Here is a 4,420-nt window from a genome sequence, read left to right as displayed (position 1 = left end):
GCCCTACAGAGGCCCGTGGGTGGCCATCAGGCTCCGGCGGCATTGGTGGATGGGGTCGAGGCCCGTGCCAGCATGTGGAACATCTGCGTTTCGTCAACGGCGGGGCCTGATCCGACTAAAAGGTCATCGAATTTTTAGACGCCTCTGCGCGCGCGTCATGGGGTTTATCGGGGGATCGGCCATCCGTCCTAGCTGCGCATAGCAGGCCGCCATGCGGGACAATAGCCAGACATTCGGTTCCTGGCGATGGTGGGGGCGCTCGCTGCACGGCTGCGGATTTCTGTTCTGTGTCTTGGTCATGTGAGAACGATTTTCGGGCCGCCCGAGAGCCCCTCAGTCGACCCCAAGTCAGCCAACGACGGCCGTCCTGGACACATTTTTGCAGAGGCCGTTTCGTATCGATAGGCGACGAACCGCCTCTCGGGACGATATCCGGCCTCCCAAATGCGCCATTCACGGCGTAAACCGATACCACACGTAGAAGTCAAATACGGTGCCTTATCCAGATTCACTCAATGACGGAGCCGGCCCAGACATGATCAAAACTGTTGCCAGCCTCACGTTGCACCTTTCGCACGCTTTCGGCGTCAGGGGCGTCATACTGGCAGATCATGCGGAGCCGATCCGCCGAGAGCAGACTGCGCCGCCACGCCACACCATAGATTGCGAGGCAGGGCCTTTCGCGGATGCCGGCAGCAGTAAGATCCTCGTCGGACGGCGGACTGGCAAAGGTTCGTTCCACGATGATGCTAGGCATTACTCAAAATCCTCCTTTTGAAATGCTGACTGCACGGTGGGGTATTGCCCTTTGGACTGGCGTCGGAATTCCTGTGCTGGACTCTGCGCGCGTCAGGCAATCTTGAGCTCTGGCGCTCAAATGCGAGAAGTCGTCAACACTATTTTTCAACGATTCCAATAAGCTGCCCGCTTCCAACACATTGCCCCTAGCTGCGTGGATGGATGAAATGATGGAAGTGGCGACGACAATCTCGGTCGTCCGTTTGACGGCTCTTGCGGCCTCCAGCGCTTCGGTTGCTGGGGCAAGCGCCGGTTCAAATTGATTGCGCTCCAAGTGGCATTGGGCAATCTGGTTCAAGACGTAGGCAAGCTGTGCCTTATCATCCAGCGTCCGCAGAGCGGAGAGCGTTCCTTCAACTTCCAATTTGGAAACTTTACTCCCGTCGATCATTGCACCAACCAGCCGCAACGCGTCGGCAACCGGCGCCGCGCCATCGCCAATACGGGCTGCGACGAGATCTATCTCGCTACAGAACGCCTCAAGTTCGTTGGTCTGCCTGCATTCAACTGCAATCTTGGCCATCCAGACCAAGCATTCGATTTCGCGCCAGCGATCCTCCCGCAGGCGGGCGAGTGTCAATGCACGCCGCATCGACTCCTGTGCCTTCGCGAGATCGCCGTCCCACCGGGCAATGAGCCCGCGGCCCCATTCGAGCTCAACAAAGTTCTGACCAAGTGTGGCCGCAAGGCGCTCTGCGTCTCTCAGAAATATGCGTGTGCGCTGCACATCGCCCTCGACCTCGAGCAAACAACGGCCAGTGCTTGCGAGCTGCTGGCACCGGGTGAAGTCGTCCATCGGTCGGGTCAACTCTTCGGCCCGGAGGATTGCCTGCTGCGCGCCAATGGTATCGTTTGAACCCTGGGCCAGCCAGGACGCCATATGCCAGCCGAGAGCCGCGTCATCGTCGCGCAGTCCGAGCAACTCTGCCGCTTCCACCGCCCGTTGCAGTTCGTCGTATAATTTTGGCCTGGTGCGGATACCTGGACTTGCGGCGGCAAAAACCTTCACCTTGAGCAAGGCAATGTGCCAATGGGCACGATTGGGGCCAGTGGAGAGATGCTGAAGATGGCCCAGCCCACGGTCTGCCGCATCAATTGCCGCCGTGTTGGCGAACAGGCGAAGACTGTGTTCTCCTGCCGCAATCAACGCTCTTACCGCGAGACCATGGTCTCCAGCCGCTCCGGCGTGGTAGGCGAGTTCCCCGGAAAGCGTCTCGTCACGCTGAGCGGCCGCTTCGAGAGCCCGGGCAATTTGACGATGGATCAGTTGCCGGCGCGGTTGTGATAGACTGCGATAAGTTGTCTGGCGGATCAGGTCGTGGGCAAAGTCGAAGCGGTCCTCGTTTCCCGGTTTGAGAAGACCGCGACGCTCCAGCCTGTCGATCCTCTCGATCAACTGCCCCACAGGCAATGCCATTGCGGCCCCAAGCAATTCAGGCTTGAAGTCTCGCGTCGTTGCCGAGGCAAACACAATCAGTTCCCGTTCCGACTCGTCGAGCATGGCAATCCGGTCACTGATCAATGTGTCCAGATCGCCCTCCGGAATGACGTTGTCCAGCTGATCGGTCTTTGCAAGTTCGGTGAGGAACAATGGGTTGCCGCCACTCTGCTTGAGTGCCATAGCGATCCTGCCGGCACTCGCACCAGGTTCGAAGAACTGGGCGGCTTCATCAGCGGTCATGGGTTGCAACATGATCCGCTTGAGCGCGCCGGTCTGTGTAAGAGCAGCAACAGCACGCTTGCACCACGGATTTTCGTCGATTTCGTCAAGGCGCGCCGAACCTATGAAAAGCATGTTGCCTGGCCCGCCGGACGTGCGCAGCACATAATGCAGAAGAGCCGACGATGCCTCGTCAATCCACTGCAGATCATCGATCATCATCACCAAAGGTTGATCCACTGCCAGCGATCTCAGCAAAGTGTGCACTGCCGCAAACAGGCGATTGCGGCTGCCATCGTCGTTTGCAGCAACTTCGTGCCCCGGCAGAAACACCGAGAGATCGCGCCGCACCGAAGAGTCAGTTGTTGCGTCGATCAAGGAAACAAGCGCATCGGCCCAGCAGCCAAATGGACGCACGGCTTCGGCCTCGTAACATCTTGAGGACACCACGCGGGCGCCCTCCCGGGTAGCCTGTTTGGTGGCATATTCAAGCAGCCGCGACTTTCCGATGCCCGGTTCTCCGACAAACAACATTGACCCCGCGGGAGACCCGGATCGAAGCGCCTCGAGTGATGAGGATATTTCCCGCATCTCGCCAGACCGGCCGATGAGGCTGTGCTCTCTCGTCAAATCCAGCAGGTTCGGACGCCGTTCGGCGTCGCTGTGCGCATTGGGCACCTTGACAATGTTGGGGGCGGACGGCCGTTGCGGGCTGACCGGCGGCTGGAGATCGCCAGTGAGCGGTGCATCTATTTCACGCCTCAACATGCTCCGCGCGTAGTCGTAGTGGTCCTGTGCATCCTTGCGCCTGCCGAGTTTCGAAAGCAGGGCGACGAGACTGCCATGAGATACCTCCGACAAAGGATCTTCCGCGACCATCGCCCGGGCGTATGGCAAGGCTCGTTCAGGGTTGTTTCCGAGTTTGTCCAACAGCAGGGCGAGTACGCGCCTCCGTGTCGCGCTCCAATGCTCACGCTCGGCCAGACACCAATGATGAAACCTGTAGCATGACGGCAAGTCGAGACCGTCAAGGAATTCGCCATGGAGGAGCGAAAAGACTTTCTCCAGTTGCGAAAGTTCGAGGTCACCGGGGTCTGCCGGAAGAAGACTGTTAGCTATAGCGACATCAAGCTGGACATCACCGAGCGACAGCGAGACGTGTTCGCGGTCCGACATCAGGCGCTCAATTCCATCATCGTTCACGATGGGGCGCAATTTGGTCAGGCTCCATCGTAGTGCCGCGCGTGGGTCGTCCGGCCCATCCCATAGGAGATCGCACAGAGCTTGCCGCGGCTGGGGCGTGGCGGTCGCCGCGAGGTATCCCAGTAGCGCGCGTGTCCGCTTCGACGCGGGCAGCGTCACATTGTTCATGCCACGCTGAACCCTGATCTCGCCAAGCAGCCGTATGGACATGCCGTCGCCAGCATTCCGTAATCGCATCGGCGGCGTCCGCGTTTCCACGTTCATTCCAACTATGGTTACAACGCCAAGCATCCATTCTACTCCACAGATCGACGATGCGAAAGCCACTCGGAGATCTCGATCCTCAAGTGAAGCTCAACCCGCTGCAAATTCCGTCAAATCAAGGAGATGAATGATGAGAAAGCTATCCTTCAAGACATTTGGCCTGGTAAGCGCCGTGGCCCTCGCCAGCCTCACCGGCATCGCCACCGCCCGGGCGGAAGACCCCGCTGCCACCGCAGCCTATGCCGATATTCAAGCAACTCTGGGCATGGTTCCGGCGTTCTTCCGGGCTTTCCCGGAATCTGGAATCGCAGGCGCCTGGGCCGAATTCAAGATGGTCCAGCTCAATCCCGCGACTGCCTTGAATGGCAAGACAAAGGAGTTGATCGGGCTCGCCGTCGCGGCCCAAATTCCTTGCGGCTACTGTGTCTATTTCCACACCGCCGCCGCCAAGGCCAACGGCGCGACGGATGAGGAAATCCGCGAGGCCGTAGCGAT

The 4,420-nt window shown here is 59.3% G+C and carries 3 protein-coding genes; 1 reads left to right on the top strand and 2 read right to left on the bottom strand.

The features are described from left to right. Window positions 1-508 precede the first annotated feature (508 nt). Together WCJ41_RS20265 and WCJ41_RS20260 are read right to left on the bottom strand one after the other, a co-directional pair. Complete coding sequence (locus WCJ41_RS20265; RefSeq protein ID WP_336907651.1) at window positions 509-757, bottom strand: nickel-binding protein; 249 nt, start codon at window positions 755-757, stop codon at window positions 509-511. A 3-nt stretch (window positions 758-760) separates the two neighbouring features. Then, window positions 761-3,919 carry an AAA family ATPase gene (locus WCJ41_RS20260; RefSeq protein ID WP_336907650.1) on the bottom strand — a complete coding sequence of 1,053 codons (3,159 nt, stop codon included), beginning with the start codon at window positions 3,917-3,919 and terminating at the stop codon, window positions 761-763. Between the two features lie 178 nt (window positions 3,920-4,097). Between WCJ41_RS20260 and WCJ41_RS20255 the strand changes: the two genes are divergently transcribed. Next, window positions 4,098-4,420: carboxymuconolactone decarboxylase family protein (locus tag WCJ41_RS20255; protein WP_336907649.1), on the top strand; the 323-nt coding region annotated here is incomplete at its 3' end.

The organism is Aestuariivirga sp., assembly GCF_037139295.1.
GTDB lineage: Bacteria > Pseudomonadota > Alphaproteobacteria > Rhizobiales > Aestuariivirgaceae > Aestuariivirga.
Note: the sequence above shows the minus strand (reverse complement) of the source record. Positions and strands in the feature narration are given on the sequence as shown.

Coding starts and splice junctions, on each gene's coding strand:
- WCJ41_RS20265 (WP_336907651.1), bottom strand. CDS start 757: ATGCCTAGCATCATCGTGGAACGAACCTTTGCCAGTCCGCCGTCCGAC.